19 protein-coding genes and 1 pseudogene are annotated in these 18269 nt (G+C 67.7%); 5 read left to right on the top strand and 15 right to left on the bottom strand.

The genetic code is table 11. The features are described 5' to 3' along the window. Positions 1-41 precede the first annotated feature (41 nt). On the top strand, positions 42-1154 hold the full coding sequence (locus RMCB_RS18355; protein WP_234792171.1) for a DUF7159 family protein: 1113 nt from the start codon (positions 42-44) through the stop codon (positions 1152-1154). Positions 1155-1160: 6 nt separating this feature from the next. On the opposite strand, the gene RMCB_RS18360 is transcribed toward RMCB_RS18355, so the two are convergent. Genes RMCB_RS18360 through RMCB_RS18375 form a run of 4 tightly spaced genes read right to left on the bottom strand, consistent with a single transcriptional unit; the run spans position 1161 to position 4466 of the window. Further along, positions 1161-2165 carry a hypothetical protein gene (locus RMCB_RS18360; RefSeq protein WP_062829932.1) on the bottom strand — a complete coding sequence of 335 codons (1005 nt, stop codon included), beginning with the start codon at positions 2163-2165 and terminating at the stop codon, positions 1161-1163. Further along, on the bottom strand, positions 2162-3508 hold the full coding sequence (locus RMCB_RS18365) for a Dyp-type peroxidase (protein WP_234792168.1): 1347 nt from the start codon (positions 3506-3508) through the stop codon (positions 2162-2164). Before RMCB_RS18365 ends, RMCB_RS18360 begins: the two co-directional genes overlap by 4 nt. Continuing rightward, positions 3505-3909, bottom strand: a complete 405-nt coding sequence (locus RMCB_RS18370; RefSeq protein ID WP_062829933.1) for a YybH family protein — start codon at positions 3907-3909, stop codon at positions 3505-3507. The genes RMCB_RS18365 and RMCB_RS18370 overlap by 4 nt, the downstream gene beginning before the upstream one ends. Then, complete coding sequence (locus tag RMCB_RS18375; protein ID WP_062829934.1) at positions 3906-4466, bottom strand: hypothetical protein; 561 nt, start codon at positions 4464-4466, stop codon at positions 3906-3908. Before RMCB_RS18375 ends, RMCB_RS18370 begins: the two co-directional genes overlap by 4 nt. A 214-nt stretch (positions 4467-4680) precedes the next feature. On the opposite strand from RMCB_RS18375, the gene RMCB_RS18380 reads away from it, so the two are divergent. Beyond that, positions 4681-5664: an esterase family protein gene (locus RMCB_RS18380; protein WP_062829952.1), complete on the top strand. Its 984-nt coding sequence runs from the start codon at positions 4681-4683 to the stop codon at positions 5662-5664. On the opposite strand, the gene RMCB_RS18385 is transcribed toward RMCB_RS18380, so the two are convergent. The 4 genes from RMCB_RS18385 to RMCB_RS18400 all read right to left on the bottom strand — a co-directional run bounded on the left by RMCB_RS18385 (position 5633) and on the right by RMCB_RS18400 (position 9872). Continuing rightward, entirely contained in the window at positions 5633-7162 is a 1530-nt protein-coding gene (locus RMCB_RS18385; RefSeq protein ID WP_062829935.1) for an AMP-binding protein, read from the bottom strand. The genes RMCB_RS18380 and RMCB_RS18385 overlap by 32 nt on opposite strands. Positions 7163-7215: 53 nt before the next feature. Then, positions 7216-8883: an acyl-CoA synthetase gene (locus tag RMCB_RS18390; RefSeq protein WP_062829936.1), complete on the bottom strand. Its 1668-nt coding sequence runs from the start codon at positions 8881-8883 to the stop codon at positions 7216-7218. 104 nt (positions 8884-8987) lie between these two features. Beyond that, positions 8988-9413 (bottom strand): hypothetical protein, encoded by a 426-nt coding sequence (locus RMCB_RS18395; RefSeq protein ID WP_029366204.1) that lies wholly within the window; start codon positions 9411-9413, stop codon positions 8988-8990. Positions 9414-9512: 99 nt separating this feature from the next. Next, positions 9513-9872 (bottom strand): Rv0313 family protein, encoded by a 360-nt coding sequence (locus tag RMCB_RS18400; protein WP_029366203.1) that lies wholly within the window; start codon positions 9870-9872, stop codon positions 9513-9515. Between the two features lie 77 nt (positions 9873-9949). Between RMCB_RS18400 and RMCB_RS18405 the strand changes: the two genes are divergently transcribed. Continuing rightward, on the top strand, positions 9950-10732 hold the full coding sequence (locus tag RMCB_RS18405; RefSeq protein ID WP_062829937.1) for a ketosteroid isomerase family protein: 783 nt from the start codon (positions 9950-9952) through the stop codon (positions 10730-10732). A gap of 71 nt (positions 10733-10803) precedes the next feature. Further along, positions 10804-11367 carry a hypothetical protein gene (locus RMCB_RS18410; RefSeq protein ID WP_029366201.1) on the top strand — a complete coding sequence of 188 codons (564 nt, stop codon included), beginning with the start codon at positions 10804-10806 and terminating at the stop codon, positions 11365-11367. Positions 11368-11375: 8 nt separating this feature from the next. On the opposite strand, the gene RMCB_RS18415 is transcribed toward RMCB_RS18410, so the two are convergent. From RMCB_RS18415 to RMCB_RS18425, 3 genes are all read right to left on the bottom strand, one after another. Beyond that, entirely contained in the window at positions 11376-12146 is a 771-nt protein-coding gene (locus tag RMCB_RS18415) for an SGNH/GDSL hydrolase family protein (RefSeq protein ID WP_062829938.1), read from the bottom strand. Positions 12147-12259: 113 nt separating this feature from the next. Further along, complete coding sequence (locus RMCB_RS18420; protein ID WP_029366199.1) at positions 12260-12559, bottom strand: hypothetical protein; 300 nt, start codon at positions 12557-12559, stop codon at positions 12260-12262. A gap of 273 nt (positions 12560-12832) precedes the next feature. Further along, on the bottom strand, positions 12833-13639 hold the full coding sequence (locus RMCB_RS18425) for a hypothetical protein (RefSeq protein ID WP_062829939.1): 807 nt from the start codon (positions 13637-13639) through the stop codon (positions 12833-12835). 59 nt (positions 13640-13698) lie between these two features. Between RMCB_RS18425 and RMCB_RS18430 the strand changes: the two genes are divergently transcribed. Further along, positions 13699-14202 (top strand): NUDIX hydrolase, encoded by a 504-nt coding sequence (locus RMCB_RS18430; RefSeq protein ID WP_062829940.1) that lies wholly within the window; start codon positions 13699-13701, stop codon positions 14200-14202. 76 nt (positions 14203-14278) lie between these two features. On the opposite strand, the pseudogene RMCB_RS18435 reads toward RMCB_RS18430, so the two are convergent. The 4 genes and pseudogenes from RMCB_RS18435 to RMCB_RS18450 form a co-directional block, all read right to left on the bottom strand. Then, positions 14279-14659: pseudogene (locus tag RMCB_RS18435) on the bottom strand (nuclear transport factor 2 family protein); the annotation flags it as partial. After that, entirely contained in the window at positions 14620-16008 is a 1389-nt protein-coding gene (locus RMCB_RS18440; protein ID WP_062829942.1) for a serine/threonine-protein kinase, read from the bottom strand. The pseudogene RMCB_RS18435 and the gene RMCB_RS18440, both read right to left, overlap by 40 nt. Before the next feature lie 24 nt (positions 16009-16032). Next, positions 16033-17148 (bottom strand): PDR/VanB family oxidoreductase, encoded by a 1116-nt coding sequence (locus RMCB_RS18445; RefSeq protein WP_062829943.1) that lies wholly within the window; start codon positions 17146-17148, stop codon positions 16033-16035. Positions 17149-17161: 13 nt separating this feature from the next. Then, positions 17162-18061, bottom strand: coding sequence for a metal-dependent hydrolase (locus RMCB_RS18450; RefSeq protein WP_062829944.1), 900 nt, complete (start codon positions 18059-18061; stop codon positions 17162-17164). Positions 18062-18269: the final 208 nt, after the last annotated feature.

Consider the following 18269-nt stretch of genomic DNA (forward strand, 5'->3'; position numbering starts at 1 on the left):
CGTCGGGGCGACGAGGGAATTGGAGTCAGCGGTTGAAGACGGTGCTCGGACTGGCACTGACGTCGACAGACGTCAGCTGGGCCTTGCTCGCCGGTGACGACGCGACCGACGACGCCGTCCTCGATGACGACGCATTCGCCGTCGATGACGGCGATGATCTCGCCGAACGCGGCATCGCCGCGGCCCGTGGCGCGCAAGCGATCGCGGCGTCCAGCGGCCACGACGTGCGCTCAGTCGGCCTGACCTGCGACGACGACACCGCAGCCGAGGCCGACAAGCTGGTCGCGGCGCTGAAGTCCGCAGGGTTTGAGGATGTCCGCCTCGTCCCCACAAGCCTGATCGCCGACGAAGCGTCCGGCGCCCACGGCGCCGCCCGCGCTGTTGTCACCGATGCCGTGCCCGCACAGACGACGGTGGTCGAGGATGCGCCGACACGTCGCCTCACTGCCAAATGGATGTGGGTGGGCGGAGCCAGCGCAGCGGCCGTGGTGATCGGCGTTGTCGCTGCGGGCGCACTGTTCATGGTCGGCGACCCCGAGCCCGCCGCCGACGCGGCCGCCCTGACCGCGGCCGGATCCCCGGAAATCGTCACTGCCGCGGCTCCGCGCCTGACACCGCCCACGATCGCCGTGCAGGCGCAGGACGTACAGCCGGCCAGGAAGGTGGCCGCGCGGGCGGCCCGCCCTGAGGCCGAAGCGCCGGTCACCACGTGGACCCCGCCTGCCGAGGAGGCCGCCAAACCGGTGACCGCCGCTCACCCGGCCGTGGCCGCCGCCGCCGCGCCGACGACTGCCGCTGTACCGACGACTGCGGCTGCACCGACGACGGCAGCTGCACCGACCTCGGCAGTGCCCGCCGCTCCGCTCGCTGCCGAAACCCCACCGGGCGCGGCTACGGCCCACCTGCCGCAGAACCTGCCGGGGCCCGTCGCCCCTGGCCCGGCTGACGCCGTGGCGCCTGCCGTTCCCGCACAGGCCGCACCGACGACCGCCGCCGCACCGACAACTGCCGCGCCTGCTACGCCGGCCACGACCGTCGCGCAGGCCTCACCTGCCGCGGCGAGTCAGGTACCCGCCACGCAGGCACCGGCGCCCGCGCAGCCGGCGCCGGCCGCTCCGGTGAACCCGTTCGACATCTTCGCCAGCCTGCCGTAACGGCTGCTAGCGCATCGTCGCGAGGTTGTTCCAGAAGTTCTTCAGGCTGTCGGTGCCGCCGAACAGCGTCGTGAAGTTGGTGGAGTCCACCAGCACGATGTCGCCCGCGCGGTCGGCGGCAGGCGGCATCCAGATCAACGCGTTGAACTCGGTGTTGCCCGCCGCGGTGAACGGGTGCGGCCGGGTGGGGTCGACGAGTTGGCGTCCCAGTACCCGCAGCTCGTCGTTTTCCGGCGCGGTGAGCTCGTAGTGCGGTAGGTGGGGATGGAAGTTGAACGTGGTGACGTTGGCCAGCAATCGGGGAGAGTCCAGGTCATGGTTGCCCGTCAGCGGGGCAATCTCGGTGGTGCCCGGCACGACGGCAGGGCGCAGACCCCAATTGTTGTGCACCGGAACCCCGAGCCCCGTCATCAAGGACCGGGTGTACTGACCGAAGCGCTGCTGACGGGGCACCAGGGGATCACCGTGATGCAAGTACTCCATCTGGCGCTGGTCGAAGTCGGCGGTGAACCCGACGTCGTGGTGCGGCGCCAGCAGCAGGCAGGTGCCTTCGCGGCGCAGCCACTGCTTGATGGCCTCGACTTCCTCGGGGGCGGCTTCCTGTTCGGAGAGCAGATGGTCGAGTCCGAACACCATCAAGGTGTCGCAATCGTCCAGGATGCCTTCGTCGATCGGCAGGTGGTAACCGGCTTGATCGATGCGCTGGAAGACCGCCACCGGGTGCCCGGTGACCGATCCGGCCAGCTCCTGGAAGGCCAGGGTGGACCGGTGGAAGAGTTCGAGCGTGCCCGCGATGCCCTGCAGGAAATGCGCGGCGTCGTACTCCTGGGTCTCATAGGCAGGCCACAACACGTTGCGGACCTCGGTCATGGTGGAGAACCGGTTGTACATCTCCGCCGGGTCCCGCTGAGCTTCCCACGGGTAGCTCCACGTCCAGTAGATGCTGATGCGTCGGTGCCCGTCGTGTGCACGGGGCAGATGAAGCTGGTTGTAGGTACGTGCGGCGGTCATGACGACTCCCGAAGTGAAGCGAGGTAATGCAGGGCCCGCAGCCCCGGCAGGAAAAAGTACGCGCCGCCCCGCAGTGTGGTGAACGCGGGAATGCCCTTGTACACCTTGCGAATCGGCCGCTTGGGTGCGGTGAAGTCGAGCGTTCCGTCCTGGGTGCCGCAGATCGGGTCGTGCTCGTTGCCGAGTTCGTGGAACGTCTTGTCGTTGATCCAGACATTCTGTGCGAACTCGAACTGCCGCACCAGGTTTGCGCAAATGATGAACGCCGCGATGCCGCGATCGACACCGTCATCGGGTGCACCTTCTGGCAGTGCGGGCCCGTAGGTCGCACCGCGGCGGATCATCCGTCGCCGGTTCATGTTGTGCGCGGTGTCGCGCGGATTGAGCCTGCGGGCGTGTGAGCCGAGGGGGCAGGCGTAGCCGAACGGGTCCATCTCCTTGTATCCGAAGTCGTTGTTGCGCATGGGGTCTGCGCCCAACTCGGGATCGTCGTGATCGGGGGCCAGCACCAGTGGGGCACCGCTGCGCCAGCGGCCCATGAACTTCGCGGCCAGCAGATCCGCACCCTCCGCGCTCTCAGAGTGGGCCCGCAGATACTCGCGGAACGCCGCGACGTGTTCCTCCAGTCGCCGGTAGGCCATGTAACTTCCGTTGCGCGACAGTTCGGGTGGTTGCGGCAGGAGCGTGACCGGGCCGTCCTCGTCGGGGTAGCCCAGGATGAACTCGCCGGGTTCCAGCGGGTCCCCGGAACCCGGGGTCGGTTCCTCACCGGATCCCTTCATCACCGGTTGGGACAGCCGATCGCGGAACCCGAAATGGTCGTGGGCGTAGATGAACGGGGGTGTGGCGTTGAGGTCGAGATGCGACAGGCTGCGTACCCCGTCGGTGCGTGCCAGCAGCTTGTCGTGTTCGGCGATGGACCGGCGGCACTGTTCGTCGGTGCGGGAGAACAAGATCGCGATGGCATGCAGATCCTCACCGGCCAGCCCTCCCACCCAATGTTCGGGAGCGTTGGCGCCGGTATCGCCGAGAATGCTTGCGCGCGCGGCCATTCCTTCGCGGAAGGCATCGGGAAAGCTGGCCAGCGCGTCCTCGGGCACTCCGAGCGCCCGCAGGCCCGTCCAGGTGAACGCGAGCGTGACCCAGCGATCCGACGAGTCCATGGTGGCCTGGACATCGGCTGCCGACTGGACCTTGTCGAGCAGCTCCGACAGCCACGCCCGACCGCCGGCGGGGGTGTCGAAGGTGAGGAACTCGTAGCGCCCGGTGATCGCCGGCGTGCGCGTCAGCAGGATGTGCTGGATGTCGTCGAATTCGAGCGACTCGATCGCGGCTTCGGTCACTGCTGTTGCGCCCCTTTTGCCCAGGCCCACGCCGCGACCCGCCATCCGTCGGCGCCACGGCGCAGTGCCACCGTGAACGTCGCCCCGGTCTGGGTGATCGTGGTGCCGCCGAGATCGAACGTCATGGTGGCCGGCACCACCACGTAGGCGCTGTCGCCGGTGACGGTGTTGTGCGCCGGCTCGCCGATGGTGACCTCGTACCCCGACGCACCCAGATGTGCGCCTTCGGTCAACACATCTCGATACCAGTCCGCCGCGGCCGTCGGGCCCAGCCACAGGTGCGGGGCCATGCCGTCGAGGATGGAACCGTCCGGTGCGAACAACGCCGACATCGCCGCGGGGTCACCGGCATTGAAGGCATCCAGATACGCCCGGACGGCGTCCAGTGGTGTATCGGTCATTGCATCTGATCGAGCATGTCAGAGAACGCCGCCTTGAGCCGAAGCGCCTTCTTGATCTCGTCGGCGGTGACGTATGGGTACTCGCCGTACTCGAGAAAGCTGGGGACCTGATGCTCCCGGACGAATTTCACGAACGCCGCCGGATTCTCCTTCCAATCCTCGGGGAAGCCCTCCAAGTTGGTGAAGACTGTCGTGATACCGGTGGCGCTGAACAGGGCGACCGCGTCCTCGGTGTATTTGTCGAAGTCGGTGTCGAAGATTCCCTGGTACTGAAAATGCAATCCCGAGCCCACATCGAATAATTGCCATCGCAAATAGTGCAGTCGCAATGGGGCCAAGACATCCGGGGTGCCCGCAACCGCTTCCTCGATTTGCTTACCGTAGGCGCGAACGGCCTCTTCGCGTCCCTCTTTGACCTTGGCGATGATCGAAAAGCCGTAGCAGGCAGGCGTTTTCGGGTAGAGCGGCCCGTAGCGCCCGCGTTGCAGCTCGAAGTAGCCCTCTTTGGGGATGGCCATGGCCGCCGGCTTGCTCCAGTCTTGTTCTTTGCCGGTCATATTCGGCCTCCTGCCGTGGCGATGGTGACGGACGTGAGCACCAGCAATGTCCGTGCCATCGATTATCGCAACCGTCAAATTGACGAATGTCGGAATTCTGCAAAACGTGTCGAAAACTGTTGGACATCGCGTATTGTCAGGCAATGTCGGGGCCGTTCGAGGGGTTGGCCGCGTCGTCCATGTGAGCGCACGCGCGCGGCGGGATGGGGCGCTGATGACCATCGTTGCAGCCTCCCGGCGATGCATGGTCGCGATGCTGGCGGCCCTGCTTTCGCTCGCCGCGCCGGGCCTCTCTGGCATCGCCAGTTCTCCGCTGGCACGGGCATATTCGAACGCGCCGAGCGAAATACTGCTGGTGCCGTCCGCGGCGATGGCTCGTGATGTACGGGTCCAGTTTCTCGACGGCGGGGCGGGATCGCACGCGCTGTACCTGCTGGACAGCATGGAGGCCGGCGACGACCGCAACGGCTGGGACATCAACACCGCCGCGTTCGACTGGTACCAGGGCACCGGGATATCCGTGGTGATGCCGGTCGGTGGCAAATCGAGTTTCTACAGCGACTGGTATGCCCCTGCTGTGGGTAACGGGGGCACCTACACGTACAAGTGGGAGACGTTCCTGACCGACGAGCTGCCCGCCTGGCTGAGTGCCAACCGCGCTGTCGCAGCGTCGGGCAACGCCGTGGTCGGCCTGTCCATGGGCGGCTCGTCGGCGCTGGTGCTGGCTGCTTATCACCCCCAGCAGTTCATCTACGCGGGCTCGCTGTCGGGCTTTCTGAATCTCTCGGCCGCCGACTGGCCCGCCAAGGTGCGTATCGCCATGATGTGGAACGGCGGATTCAACCCGGATGCCATGTGGGGGCCGCCGGGTGATCCCGCCTGGGCCCGTAACGATCCCACGGTCAACGTCGGGCGCCTGGTCGCCGACAACACCCGCATCTGGATCTATTGCGGCAACGGCACCGCGCGCGACCCGTCGCTCGCCAGCCCGGACGCCCCCATCGGCGGGCTGGGTTTCCTCGAGGGCTTCGCGATCGACTCCAACCACGCATTCACCGACGCCTACCTCGCCGCGGGTGGGCGCAACGGTGTGTTCGACTTTCCCGACGGGATCCACAGCTGGGGTTACTGGGGTCAGGAACTGCAGCGGATGAAGCCCGATCTGCTCACGACGCTGGGGGCGGCGCCTCAGCATTGACGCCGTGGCGTCCCAGGATCGACCGCGCGTAGTCGCGCACCCGGGCCTTGGCCACCTTGCCGTTACCCGTCAACGGCAGCTCCTCGACGAACAGCACCTCACGGGGTCGCTTGAAACCTGCGATGGCCGAACGGACATGAGCGATGAGATCGGCCGCAGTCAGCTGCCGACCAGCCACCGGGACCACCACCGCGCAGACCGCCTCACCCCAGTAGTCGTCGGGCACCCCGACCACGGCCACCATGTCCACGTCCGGATGCAGCGACAGCACGTCCTCCACTTCGCGCGACGACACGTTCTCCCCGCCGGTGACGATGATGTCCTTGAGCCGGTCCACCACGTACAGCCTGCCGTCGACGTCCATGCGTCCCACGTCCCCGGTTGGCAGCCAGCCGTCGGTGGTGCTCGGACCGTCCGGCCAGTACCGGGGGGTGACCTGAGCGCCGCGGATCATGATCTCTCCGACCCCCGACGGTGGTAGCCGCACTCCGGCCTGGTCGACGATGGCCACCTCGACCTCGCGGTGCGGATAGCCGGCACTCGACAGGATCTCGGCATCGCCCGCCGCGCCCGCGCGGTGCTCGGCCGGCCCGAGAAACGTGACGTTCCCGCCGGTTTCGGTCATGCCGTAGCCCTGGTGGAAATCCACGCCGAGCGTGTCGATGGCCCGGCGCAGCAGGTCCAGCGGCATGGCGGCCGAGCCGTATGCCACCGAGCGCAGTGTCGGAAGCGACCGGCCCGAGCGGTCGAGATAGCCCAGCAGTGCGTGCAACATGGTCGGCGCCAGCGAACATGACCGCACTTCGTGCTCGGCGACCAGGTCGGCGAACGTCTCAGGGCGGAACTGGGCGGTGAGCACCACCGTCGACCCGGTGCAGTGGTGCACGAGCATGTTGTAGCCCGCGATGTGGCACATCGGGAAGGGCAGCAGATAGACCCCGCCGGATTCGACCGACCGGCCCTCGACCGTGCCCCTGACCGCGGTCAGGAGCGAACGATGGCTGTGGACAACGCCTTTCGGCACTCCGGTCGAACCGCTGGTGAACAGCAGCCACGCAGGGTCGTCGGGCTGGACCACGTCGGAGAAGTGCGCCGCGCCGCTGACGGCGACCTGCCAATCGGCCGAGCCGAACGCGACGATGTGCTCGGCGGTCGCGGAGGGCAGCGCCGCCAGATAGCGGCTGTCGCCGAACAGCACCGTAGGCCGGGTGAGGGTCAGTTGAGCGGCTTGCTCTGCAGCGGCGAGTCGCTGGTTGATCAACGTGAGCACGCGGCCGCTGCGGGGCACCCCGTAGTACAGCGCCGCATAACCGGCGCTGTTGTCGGCGACGACGGCAACGCGGTCGCCGGGGCGGGTCCGCGCGGTGATCCAGGCTGCGACAGAACGGGTTTGACGCTCGAACTCGGCGAACGTGGTCGTTGTTCCGTCGTCGCCGATCAGCGCGGGTCGGTCCGGCTTCGGCGCCTGTGAGATGAGCTCGTGCAGTACCCTCACCATGTCAGTGCGACCCTCGCGATGCCGGCCGTGAATGCGCGGAAGTTCGGGATGGTTCAGGCGTCAACCGAATTATTCTGGATCGCAACGGATTTGGCCCAGCGATAGTCGGCCTTGCCGGCGGGGGAGCGGACGATCTGCGCCGACCGGACGAACGCCTTCGGGATCTTGTACCGCGCGATCGAGCGCTCACAGACGGCGGCCAGTTCGTCGTCGCTGGCCGTGGCACCCTCGGCGAACTGGACGACGGCCACCACCTCGTTGCCCCAGCGTTCGGACGGGCGGCCGACCACCACCACGTCGTAGACCGCGGGGTGCGCCGCGACGGCCCGTTCGACCTCTTCGGCGAAGATCTTCTCCCCACCCGAGTTGATGGTGACCGAATCACGGCCCAGCAGCTGAATCCGTCCGTCGGCCAACACGTTTGCCCGATCGCCCGGCACCGACCAACGCACGCCTGCGACGGTAGGGAAGGTGCGTGCGGTTTTCTCGGCATCGCCCAGATAGCCCAGCGGGATCAGGTCGCGCCGGGCCAGCCAGCCGCCGCCCTCGCCGGGTCCGAGCGCCCGGGACAGGTCCTCGGCGATCACCGCGGTGTCGGACTGCGGATTGAACGTCGCCACTTCGGTATCCGCGCCCGCGGTGGCATAGGTGCTCATCTGTGCGCCGGATTCCGACGCACCCACCGCGTCGAGCAGCATCAGGTGCGGCAGTGCGGTCAGGATGCGCTCGCGGACCGTCGGGGACAGCGGTGCGCCACCGTTGGTGATCGTCATCAGGCCCGAGAGGTCGTAGTCACCCGTCTCGATCTCGTCCACCAACGGCCGTGCGATGGCGTCGCCCACCACCGGAATGCCCAGCACCCGTTCGCGTTCCGCGAGCCGCAGCACCGCGTCGGGTCGCATCCGCACGACGTCGTCGGGAATCACGAGCCGTCCGCCCATGGTCACGGTGTTGTAGGCAGCCCACTGCGCGGCTCCGTGCATGAACGGCGGGATCATCAACAGCGACATGCCGCCCGCGGCGGTCCGGGCGCGCTCCGCGAGCTCTTCGTACGACGCGATGGCGGTGTCGCTGCCGAACGGCCGGCCGCCCATGGAGGACAGGAAGATGTCGTGCTGGCGCCACAGCACACCCTTCGGCATGCCCGTGGTGCCTCCGGTGTAGAGGATGTACAGGTCCTCGCCCGAGGGCTCGGGCATGCCGGCAGCGGGCGCGGGTGTGGTCAAAGCCGTCTCGTAGTCGACGGCGCCCGGCAGTAATGCGTTGCCGGAGTCATCGGCCACCTGGATGAGCAGCCGCAGGTTCGGCAGCCGGTCGCGGATCGCCGCGACGCGCGGGGCGAACTCGGCGTTGTAGATCAGCGCCGAGGCGTTCGAGTCGGTGAGCAGATACAGCAGCTCCTCCTCGACGTAGCGGTAGCTGACGTTGAACGCGGCCACCCGCGCCCGGTAGCTGCCGATCATCGACTCGAGGTACTCGTTGCCATTGCGCAGGTAGATCCCGAGGTGGTCCTGGCCCGACTCGTGACCCGCGAGCGCGTCGCGCTCGGTGTGCACCCCGAAACCGGCTGAAACCAGATAATGCGCGAAGCCGTCGACCCGCGCATCGAAGTCGGCATAGCTCAACCGGCGGTCCCGCCACACCAGAAAGGTCTGGTCGGGGATGGCGCGAGCCACCGAGGAAAAGACTGTCGACAGGTTGAACAACACGTCACCGCTCATGGCACTCCTGTGTGCGCGGACTCAAAGGTCACTCGACCATACATCGACCACATCACTGTATGGCCGAGTGGCCCAGGTCACCCGGCGGTGCCGGCCTCGTCTACCTACTGCGGGAAGAAGCCGTCTCCGGTCAGCACGCCCGGCTGCCAGCCCTGCGCTCCGAGACACAACAGAGGTCGGCCATCGGGGGATTGCGCCGCGGTCTGCGGGCCCGGGCACGGCGAACCGATCTGCTGCACACCCTGCAGCGGGTAGGCGTAGGTCCAGAAGCCCGTGTCGACCGGAGGCCACTGATTGGGGATCCACCGGCACTGCATGGCCTCGCCGCCCGGACCCCGGCCGAAGACGTTGGTCTCCCAGTTGAAGCACGGCGCGCCGTTGGATGCGTCGTAACTCATGCCGGGCACATCGGTGGCGTAGTGGCCCGGCTGATCGAAGTACATGTTGCTGTTGTCGTCGGCCGCTGCCCCCGGAGCGGCTGCCACAGCGGCCGCGGCGACTGCCGCGGTGACCAAAAGTTCGCGAATCATGTCCCACCCTCAGGTTCACCGGCCCACCGGCCGGGCTCGTCGGCCCTGGGGCTGCAGCCTAGTCGGTGCCGCGGCGGCCCGGTCACTTTTTGCTGCGAGTCAATCCTCGGTGTCGGCGTCGAGCACGCTGACCGCAATGCCGTACGGCAGGAAACGGACCCGCCGGGTCGGATCGGTGTTGGTCTTGTTGGCGCGCAGCGCGTCGAGCTCGGTGGGAAACACCTGTTCGATGTGCGCGCCGCCGTCACCGTCCACGGTGTAGATCGCCCACACCCCGTCGCCGGCCTCGCCTGTCGTCTCCGGCTCGGTGCGGGGCCGCGTGAACCGGCCGAGTTCATCGACGAGACCGCTCCAGCCCGGCCTGCCGCTCCCGAGAAGCCTGCCGATGCCGTCCAGTGCCTCACGCGCGGCGCGGTCGAAATCCTCGGGATCGAATCCGAATGGTCCGTTGCCGCTCATCACGTCCTCCTCAGCCGACGGGGCGTCAACACCAGTGTGCGCGCATCCGATGAATGCCAGGGTGGTAAACGAACCATATGGCTTTCACACCCGCTGATCGACTCGCCGCCGCCCACCGATCCCTGCAGGCGGCGGGCGCGCGCGACCGTGAGAGCTGGGTCGGTTTGTTCGCTGACGGCGGACGGGTCGAGGACCCTGTCGGCTCCCGCCCGCACCGCGGGACAAGGCAGATCGGACGGTTCTACGACACGTTCATCGGACCGCGCCAGATCACCTTCCACCCGACGGTCGACATCGTCGCCGACGCCACGGTCATTCGCGACCTCGAATTGCAGGTGGCCATGGGGGCGGTGACCATGCGTATCCCGGCCTATCTGCGGTACGTGCTGACGCCGGAGCTGCGCATCGCCGAGCTGCAGGCGTACTGGGAGCTGCCCAAGATGGTGGTCCAGTTCGTGCGGGCCGGTCTCGCGGCGCTGCCCGCCGGCCTGCAGCTGTCCAGGGCCCTGCTGCGCAACCAGGGCCCGATGGGCGCGCTGGGCTTTGCCGAGGGCTTCCGTGGCGCGGGTAGGCCCGGAAGGCGGCTGGTCGCCGGGCTCCTCGACGAGCTGTGCGCGGGTAACGAGGTCGCCGTGCGCCGCAGGCTGTCCCGTGACACCGCTGTGCATGCCGGGGAAACCGGGCCGCTCGCGGTATCACAGCTGATCGAGCTGTGTGCGGGGGCGCAGTGGGAGAAGCTGGTCGCGTCCGGTTACAGCGTCGCGGCGCGGCTGCGAAGCGAGCGCGGCCGAGCCGTGCTGATCGCGGACCTGACGCCCAGACCACTCACGGTCAGCCGGTTGCGGTACTTCGCTGCGTGAGCCGAAACGGCACATGGGTTTCGGCCCGGTTGTACCGCCTCGGCAGGCGGACGTGAGACCGTATCAGGACCATGGCTGACCACGACTACATCACCTACGAAGAATTCGGCCGCAGATTCTTCGAGATCGCCGTCTCCGAGGAACGCGTCGGGGACGCGATCGGAGCGATCGCAGGCAGCGAATTCGAGATGGGCCCGATCGGCCAGGGACCAGGCAAGATTGCCAAGGTCTCCGCGCGCGTGAAGATCCAGAAGCCGCGTGTGACGCGCAACGTCGGCGAGACGATCACGTTCTCCATCCGGATACCGCTGGAGATCGACATGGTGATCGACCTGCGGATCGACCGTCCGCAGTTCATGGTGTTCGGTGAGATCGCGCTGCGCGCCACCGCGTTGGCCGCTGAACCGTTGCTGCTGATCCTCGACGTCAAGAAACCGCGGCCCTCGGACATCTCCATCCACGTCACCTCGAAATCGCTGCGCGCCGAGGTCTTGCGCATCATGGCCGGGGTGGACGCCGAGATCAAACGGTTCATCGCTGCCCACGTCGCGGGCGAGATCGACAGTCCTGGATCGGAAAAGGCCAAGGTCATCGACATCGGCACCGAAATCCAGTCCGCGTGGAAGGGTGTCTGAGCGGCGTTCTACGCGCTCAAACTCATGAGCGTCGGACGACGAGGGCTGCGCCCCGCCCCGGCGGAACGACCCCTCAGGTGCCGCCAGATCCAGGGCATCAGCATGTTCTGGGTCCACAATGCCTGCGAATAGACCCTCGCGCGCAGCGACTGGGGGAGTATCGGACCGCTCGCATGGGCCCAATCATGGTTACTGCCGGGCAAATCCAGCGCCTCGGCCGCCGCGGCCGCGAACAGTTCGTGGCCCCGCGCCGAGCCGTGTACTCGGTCGGGACTCCAGGTCTGTGGTTCCCGCATCGAAGGGGCCGAGTAGAGGTCGACCAGCCGGAACCCGTAGTGCGCGGCCGCCTCGGAGATCGCGGCGTTGATATGGACGACCCGCTTCCCCAGCAGGCGACCCACCGGCAGGATCTGGGTGATATCGGGAAACGTCGTCGTGACCACCGTGGCACCCGAGTCGGCCAGCCGCGCATAGATCCGGTCCAGATCATCCAGTGCCCGGTGGAAGGCGCGGCCGGGCCGCGTCACGTCGTTCATCCCGATGCAGACCGTGACCAGATCGGGACGCATCGACAACGCCTGCGGCAGTTGGCCGGTGAGCACGTCGCCGATGCGATGCCCGCGCACTGCGAGATTCGCGTACTCCAGGCCCGGGTAGAGCCCGTCGATCTGGACCGCCAGACGGTCGGCAAAGCCCAGCAGGCCCGAGTCGTCGTCGCCGTCCCACAGGCCTTCGGTCTGACTGTCGCCGAGTGCGACAAAGCGGGTGAAGCCTCGCACTCTGGCGACTCTAGCGCCGCGACGACCTGTGGCAACTGCCGGGCACGCCGGTGGACACGACGAAGGGGCGCCCGAAACGGGCGCCCCTTCTTGATGTTTCGTTCTGTTCGGCGTTACTTCACGTCCACGTAAACCGTCTTGCCGGTGACGGTGGTCTGCAGATCGCCGCCCGGGTTGCGGTGGTCGGTCTGCGAGAACGTCTGGCCCGGTCGCACGGAGACCACAGTGGCCTGGTCCAGCGGTGTCGAGCCGGTCCGGTTGACGATGACGTTGTATCCCTGGGCCTGCAGCTCCGAGATCGTCTGCTGGGCGTTCCCAGGTCCGCTCGGCGCTGCCTGAGCCGGGCCTGCGAGTCCGATAACGGCTGCCGCGGCTGCGCCGACAAATGCGCTAGCAAATGCAAATTTCTTCATCTTCTGTGCCTTCTTTCGTTCTTAAGTTGTCCGTCGAGCGGGCGACGGCCCCCGTGCCGGCCGCCTCGTCGCGCGCCACATCACCGGTAACCGAATGTGTTACATCTGCTTAAACCGGCAGCTCAGCCGTTTAATTCCAACTGCGACAAAATCTTGTCCGCAGCGTCTGGAACGCTGTCGGATGCATCACCGACCACAGCGAGTGAGACGGCCGTCTCAGATGTTCGACGTGACCGGTGCCACATTTCTCCAGCAAAGTGATGGTGGCAACGCTCAGCGCAACAGGCGGGTGGGATTCAGCGTGACGCCCATGGCGCCGAGCTGGCCGAGGATGTCCTCGGGCCGCGCGCGGGAGACGGGCATCCGCCATTGCGGCAGCGTCCCCTGCAGGCACAGCAGATGCGGTTCGAAACCGATGCCGGTCAACACCAGCCCGTGCGGCAGCTCGGGCAACTGCACGGGATATGACGGCACCCGCGCAGCCAACGCCCAGCGTCGCCGGCCGACAGTCACCGCGCTGGGCGTCAGCCACAGTGTCGAGCCGTCCAGCCGCGTGTCGATCTCCACGTGACCCAGCCCTGGCCTGCGGTTCAGCCGGATCCGGGCGACGCCGTCGGGCCCCACCTGGGCGCGGTACCGCGGAGCCGCCCAGGCGAACAGATCATCGAGCACGGGAGCCGGCACCTGCACCGTCAACTCGACCGGGGCCGCCACCAACTCGGGCTGGGTGGACGCGGTGACGTGCACGTTGCGCAGAACTGCGGTGGCCTGCTCGAAAGTGGCATCGCCCCAACGGATGTCACGGGCAGCCAGGTGGACATTGCCGATCTGGCCCGCGGACAGCGCGCGCAGGTCCAGCCGTGAGTCGAACCCGGTCACGGTCAGGGTGAGCTCGCGATCGTCGAGTCGCACGCCGACCCGGCGCCCCACCACCAGGCGGCGCGCCGTGAAGAACAACGTCCGGTAGGCCGCGGACGCGCTTCCGGTGACCGGCGTCACGGCGGCCACCGACCACAGTGACGTCAGCAGGTCCAGTGGCCGCAGCGGATCCCACCGCCGGGCCGGCCCGGAACGTGTCATGTCTCCAGCATCCGTCATCGCGCCGCGCCTTCGCCGCGCGGCCCCGTAGGCTGCAGCCAATGCCCAGATTGAGTGCCGGATTGCTGCTGTACCGCGTCACCACAGGCCTGGTGGAAGTCCTCCTCGTCCATCCGGGCGGGCCGTTCTGGGCACGTAAAGACGACGGAGCCTGGTCGGTGCCCAAGGGCGAGTACACCGACGGTGAGGATCCGTGGGCGGTCGCCCGCCGGGAGTTCACCGAGGAGCTGGGCGCAGCGGCGCCCGACGGACCCCGGGTCAACCTGGTCGCGGTGCGGCAGGCCGGCGGCAAGGTGGTCACGGTATTCGCGGTGCGCGGAGACTTCGACGCGACGGCGGTTCACAGCAACACCTTCACCATGGAATGGCCGAAGGGGTCGGGGAAGATCAGGGAGTTTCCCGAGGTCGACCGGGCCGCTTGGTTTCCGGTGGCCGCCGCCCGGGAGAAGCTGCTGGCCGGCCAGCGCCCCCTGCTGGATCAGTTGATGGCCGCCCCGGACTTGGCGGGGTGCCACGAAGGCGACGCAACGGCCGAGTCTCGATAGCGTTGATGGTCAACGCCCGGCCGTGGATACGCCAGCCAACCGGGGTGCGCAGATACTCGTCGTCGTAGCGCAGATGCCACACCAGATCGGTCGGGTGCTCCGGGCCGAAGGACCAGTGATGGGCCACCGCCGTGATCCTGCCCAGTGCGTAATCGGCCTCCGGCCCGGCGGCGTACACCTCGCCGACGATGTCGTGCTGGGTGCGGGCCACCTCGGTCAATGACGACAAGGCCGACAACACCCCGTCGCGGCCGTGCCAGTGGCGCACCGGCTGCAGTTCGCGGGGCGGGTCGGGAAGGCGCAATTCCGCTGTCTCGGTGAACAATTCGGCCACGTCGCGGAATCGGCGGTCGTCCACCGCGGCGGCGTACAGGTGCACCAAGTCGGCCAGGGCCAGCCGGTCGGCGACGGCGAGGCTCATCGCGCACCGTTGCCGCGACGAATCGACATCCAGCATTCCAGCCGCGACTTGCCGGTCTGCTGCATGCACACCCGGACCGGAGACTCGTCGGTGGTCGGCAGTTGCGTCTCGGTGGGGTCGACAGTCACCGTCGGGCTCGCAATGTCGTCCGGGGTGAGCGACCAGATGGTGGCGCCGCTGCTCAGCAGCGTCGAGCAGTACGCCGTGGTGCCGTCGGCGGTGGTACCGGTCGCGCCCTTGGGTTCGCAATTGGCGCCGACCACCACCGCGGCCGGCGCTGTCGTCGTGACCGTCATGGTCTCTGTCGGTGCGGGTGGCGGCGGAGGCGGCGCGGCTGTGGTGGGCGAGGCCGTGGTCGCGGTCGGCGCCGGCGTGGTGGTCTTCGCCGTCGGTCGCTCGTCGGCACGCCGGAACTCCACTGCCGCAACGACAATCGCCGCAACCAGCAATACCACGAGCACCGCGGGAATCAGCACCGCTGGGCGCAGCAGACGCCGGCGCGGGGCGGTGGCGACCGGTGCGAGTTGCGTGCCGTCGGCGTCGCCTGCGTTGAGTTGATGCCGCAGGGCTCTGGCGAAGTCCACGCAACGCTCGAACCGGTCGTTCGGGTCCTTGGCCATCGCCTTGGTCAGCACGGGATCGAGAGCGGCGAGATGCGGGTGGCTGGCGGCCAGTGCCGGTGGCGACGACGAGAGATGCTGACTGATCACCACCGCGGGATTCGAGTTCTCGAACGGCGGGGCGCCGGTGAGGAGGTGAAAAGCTGTGGCCGCCAACGCATATTGGTCGGCGCGTCCGTCCAGATGCATCCCCAGCAGCTGCTCCGGGGCGGCGTAGGCCACGGTACCCACGGTCATGTTGGTGGCGGTGAGCCCGCTGGCCTGACTCGCATAGCGGGCGATGCCGAAGTCGGCCAACAGGATTCGCTGACCATCGGAATCTGGCTGGGCGAGAAGGATGTTGGCGGGCTTGACGTCGCGGTGCAGCAGATCGCGCTGATGGGCGTAGTCGAGTGCCTCGGCCACCGCCGAGATGATCTCGCACACCTCATCCTTGGGCATGCCACCCGGATGCCGCTCGCGTAGTGCCTTGGCGGCGTCGGTGCCGTCGACGTAATCCATCGAGATCCACAGCTGCCCCTGGCTTTCGCCGCGGTCGTGGATCGCCACGATGTGGGGGTGCCACAGCGATGCGGCGATGTCGGCTTCCCGGTTGAACCGTTCGCGGTACTCACCGTCGGCGGAGACCGCCGTCGGCAACACCTTCAGCGCATCACGGCGCGGCAGCCGCGGATGCTGCGCGAGGTACACCTCGCCCATGCCGCCGGATCCCAGCGGTCGGACGATCGTATATCCCGCGAAAGTCGCACCAGGGGCCAGCGGCATGCGCGGAATAGTACCGTCGCGGGGCTAGAGATCGAGCGTGAGATGCTCGCCTTCGTCGGCCCGGGACACGCAGGTCAGCAGGTAACCCGCGGCCCGTTCGGGATCGGTCAGCAGGGTGTCGCGATGCTGCACCGCGCCGTCGAGCACCCGGACCCGGCACGTGCCGCAGAAACCCTGCTGACAGGAGTACGGCGCGGGCACACCGGTGCGTCGCAGCGCGGCCAGCAGCGTCTCGTCGGCGGCCACGGTCAGGTCGGTGCCGGTCGAGGCGATCGACACCGAGAATTCGGCGCCGTCGACCACCGGTGGCGCGGCGAACCGCTCGAAATGCAGCTCGACGTCGTCGCGTCCGGCCAGCGCGGCACGCACAGAGGTCAGCATCGGCGCGGGCCCGCAGGCGTACACCGTGGTGCCGTCGGGACAATCGCCCAGCAGATCGGCCGCGGTGGGCAGACCGTTGGCGTCATCGGTGTGGATCGTGATCCGGTCGCCGAACCGCGCCAGCTCGCTCAGGAAGGGCAGGCTCTCGCGGTTGCGACCGGCGTAGATCATCGACCAGTCGATCCCGAGCTGGTGTGCCAAGGCCAGCATCGGCAGGATCGGGGTGATGCCGATGCCGCCGGCGATGAACCGGAACCGCTGGGTGGGGGAGCCGTAACCCGGAACCGTCAGGGGGAACGCGTTGCGCGGGCCGTGCGTGGTGAGCCGGGCGCCGGCCCGCAGGCTCTCGTGCACCTCGATGGAACCGCCGCCGCCGTCGTGGATGCGCCGCACCGCGATGCGGTACGTGGGAGCGGACGGATCCCCGCACAGCGAGTACTGCCGCACCCGGCCGCTGGCCAGCAGCACGTCGATGTGTGCCCCCGGATGCCACCGGGGAAGGGCGGTGCCGTCGGCGGCGGCCAAGGTCACGGCGATGACGTCCTGGTCGTGGGCGACGACCTCACGGTCGACGACCGTCAGCACGATGGTGCGGTCGAGTTCCGGTGGCGGCGAGGGGCGCCGGACATACCGGGTCATGCCCCACATGGTGGAGATGGCGACATCGGCCAGGCCCAGCATCGGGTCATGACGGAACCGCCCGGAGGCGCTCGGCGGGAGCCGGCGGTAGCGATCGATCAACGGTGACAGCAGCGGCATCGCGGCGGCCCCTCTACAGGTGTGCGGCCCGCGCCGCGGGTGAACTGGCCAGGTAGGCGACGGCCTGGGCGGTAGACCCCATCTCCTCCGGTGAGAAGCCCGGCCGGCAGTACGCCAGCGTGTTGGACCCGAACATCCGGGAGAACTTGGGCAGCAGGCCCAGCTTGGAGTCCTTCATGCGCAGTTTCTGCATCTGCCACCATCCGAGATCCAGCGTCGGGTCCCGCTTGACCAGGGCCCAGCAGCCCCGCTGGAAGAACAGGTACACCGCGGTCGCGGCGATCGACATGGCCCGGACGCGGCTGAAGTAGCTGTCCTGGAAGTACACCGCCACGTCGTGGGCCACGCTGCGGTGCTCGACCTCTTCGCTGCCGTGCCAGCGGAACAGATCGGTCATGGTCGGATCGGCGTCGTAGTCCTCCCACGTGCAGTTCAGCACGAAATCGCCGAGTACCGCGGTGTAGTGCTCGATGGCGGCGATCAGCCACAACCGGTCGCACAGATCGTTGAGCCTGCGCCGCGGGTCGGTCGACGACGTCGGCGCCAGCAGGTTGGTGAACACGTGGTCGACCATGGTCAGCACGGGTTGGTAGTCCACGCCGTGGGCGGTGAGGAAGTCTGTGAGCACCTGGTCGTGGGTCTCGGCGTGGGTCGCTTCCTGACCGATGAATCCGCGCATGTCGTCGGCGAGCTTCGGGTCGCGGACATACGGCAGGGCTTCGTTGAACGTGGCGACGAACCAGTGTTCGGCCATCGGCAGCACGACATTGAACAGATTCACCATGGTCGAAGCGACCGGGTGCCCGGGAATCCAATGCAAAGGGATTCCGGAGAGATCGAAGTGCACTTTGCGTGCCTGGATCTGAACGGGACCAGGATCGATCTCGGTGGCGAATCGGTGCGGACGCAGCATCGCGGGCCTCCTCGTAACTGGGACCCGTGCAGTCTACGAAAACTATGTGGGAACGCGGGTATCGGGCTCGCGGACGGCGAAGGAGTCGCGTCGCCAGCGTGCAATGTCCGCGATTGTGCGGCCTCAAAGTCAAGTAGTTAATGCAACGCGGTTCTATGCAGCTTGGTTGAGCAGGGCGGCTAAGCGTTGGGCTGGGGTGTTGTAGTCG

It is taken from the genome of Mycolicibacterium brisbanense (genome assembly GCF_001570425.1).
Lineage (GTDB): Bacteria > Actinomycetota > Actinomycetes > Mycobacteriales > Mycobacteriaceae > Mycobacterium > Mycobacterium brisbanense.